The 2613-nt window shown below is 72.4% G+C and carries 1 protein-coding gene; it reads right to left on the bottom strand.

The genetic code is table 11. The annotated features are described in order from the left end of the window. Positions 1–2613: SDR family NAD(P)-dependent oxidoreductase (locus BT364_RS38840; protein WP_143166641.1), on the bottom strand; the 2613-nt coding region annotated here is incomplete at both ends.

Genomic DNA, 2613 nt, shown 5'->3' on the forward strand with positions numbered 1-2613 from the left:
CAGCGAGGCCGAGCACGCCGTGTCCACCGTCACCGCCGGCCCCTCCAGACCGAACGTGTACGAGATACGACCCGACACCACACTCGCCGCATTGCTGGTCATCGAGAGGCTGTCGGCGTCGGTGACACCCAGCAGGAGCGTGGCGTAGTCCTGGCCGTTCGTGCCGGTGAACACACCGGTACGGCTGCCGCGTACGGACGCCGGGTCGATACCGGACCGCTCGAACGCCTCCCACGACGTCTCCAGCAGCAACCGCTGCTGCGGGTCCATGCCGAGGGCCTCACGCGGCGAGATCCCGAAGAGAGCGGGGTCGAAGTACCCGGCCCCGTAAAGGAATCCGCCCTGGTCCGTGTACGAGGTGTTGGGCGTGCCTCGCTCCGGGTCGTAGAGCCGCTCCACGTCCCAGCCACGGTCGACGGGGAAGCCTCCGAAGGCGTCGCGCCCCTCGGCGACCAGATCCCACAGCTGCTCGGGCGTGTTCACGTCGCCGGGGAAGCGGCAGCTCATCCCGACGACGGCGATCAGGTCGCCATCGCCCTCGTCGTCGGATCCGACGCCGGCCGTGGCCGAGCCGTTGCGCGCCGTGCCGTGGGCGACCGCGGTGCTGACCTCGCCGAGGAGGCTGGTACGCAGGTGGTGCGCGAGAGCCTCGGGCGACGGATGGTCGAACGCGAGGGTCGCCGACAGCGCCAGTCCGGTCACTGCCTTCAGGCGGTTGCGCAGCTCGACCACCGTGAGGGAGTCGAAGCCGAGGTCCTGGAAAACCCGGCCCGGCTGCACGGCCTCGGCGGTTGCGTGACCGAGGACGGCGGCGGCCTCGCCGCGTACCAGCTTGAGCAGGGTCTGGTGCTGCTCGGCCGCGGAGAGCGACCGCAGGCGGCCGAGGAACGCGGAGCCGGTCTCGTCCTCCCCGTCCCGGGCCCGGTCGACCGCCACCAGCAGGCTGCGGACCTCCGGGATCTCGGAGATCAGCGGCTGCGGGCGGGCAGCGGTGAAGCGGGGCATGAACCGGTCCCAGTCGATGTCGGCCATCGCGACGCAGGGCTCGTCGGCGGCCGCCGCGCGTTGCAGGGCGAGCACGGCCAGGTCCGGGTCCATGAGGGGCAGACCGCGCTTGCGCATCAGCTCGCCGGCCTCACCGTCGGCCATGCCGCCTCCGCCCCAGGCGCCCCAGGCGATGGAGGTGGCGGCCAGGCCGCGCGAGCGGCGCTGCTGGGCGAGCGCGTCGAGGTGGGCGTTGGCGGCGGCGTAGGCGCCCTGGCCCGCGCTGCCCCAGACACCGGCGCTGGAGGAGAAGAGGACGAACGCGTCCAGCAAGGTGCCTTCGCTGAAGTACGTGTCGAGGAGGGCTGCTCCGCGGACCTTCGCCCCCAGCACGGCATCGATCTCAAGAGCGGTGAGGTCGGAGACGGCACGGGTGGGGCCGATGCCTGCGGTGTGCAGAACGGCGGTGATCGTGTCGCCCGCCTCGCGCAGTCCGTCGAGAAGCCCGTACAGGGCCGTGCGGTCGGCGACGTCGCAGGCCGCGAGGGTCACCCGTACACCCATGGCGGTGAGTTCGTCGCGCAGTTCCTCGGCGCCGGGGGCATCGGCGCCCCGGCGGCTGGAGAGGACGAGATGCTCGGCGCCGTTCCCGGCCAGCCAGCGGGCGATCCGTCCGCCGAGGGCTCCGGTGCCGCCGGTGACGAGAACGGTTCCCCGCGGGTTCCAGGCCGGTGCCGGCTCGCTGAACGGTTCCCGCACCAGTCGGCGTACGAAGACCCCGGATCCGCGGACGGCCAACTGGTCCTCGTCGTCGGTGGCCGCCAGCACCGCGCAGAGGCGGGCGGCGGCGCGGTCGTCGAGCTCCGCCGGAAGATCGACGAGACCACCCCAGCGCTGCGGGAGTTCGAGGCCCACGACCCGACCGAGGCCCCAGACGGCGGCCTGCTCGGGGCTGGTGATCCGGTCGGCCGCCCCGACGGAGACGGCTCCCCGTGTCAGGCACCACAACGGCGCCTGCACGTTCGCGTCGGCCAGCCCCTGGACGAGAACGGCCGTGCCGTGGAGATCCACGAGCGAGACCACACCGTCGGCCCGTGCGTCGGTGAAGGCCGCGGCGAGCGAGGACCGGTCGGTCAGGACGACGCGCGTGACATCGGCACCGTGCGCGACGAGTGCGGCGGCGACGACTTCCGCGTGCGGGGCCTCGGTGGTCTCCTCCGGAACGACCAGGAGCCAATGGCCCGACAACGCTGGGCCGGTGGTCGGGACGGGCTTCCAGGTGATCCGGTACTGCCAGTCGTCGAGCGTGGCATGGCTGCGCCGCTCGCGCCGCCACTCGGAGAGCAGTGGAAGCACGTTCGCCAGCGAAGCCTGGGTGGTGTCGTCGCCGTCGGCTATGTCGAGGGTGTCGAGCAGCTGAGCAACGTCCGCCCGCTCGACGGCCTCCCAGAAACTCGCGTCGACCGGGTCGGCGGCAGCCTTGGCCTCGACGGGGGCGACAGGCGGCTCGGGCCAGTAGTGCTGGTGCTGGAAGGCGTAGGTGGGCAGGTCGGTGTGCTGGGCGCCGGTGTTGGCGTAGTACGTCGTCCAGTCGATGCGGGTGCCTCGGACGTGGAGTTCGGCGAGGGC

The organism is Streptomyces atratus (assembly GCF_900119365.1).
GTDB classification, from domain to species: Bacteria; Actinomycetota; Actinomycetes; order Streptomycetales; family Streptomycetaceae; genus Streptomyces; species Streptomyces atratus_B.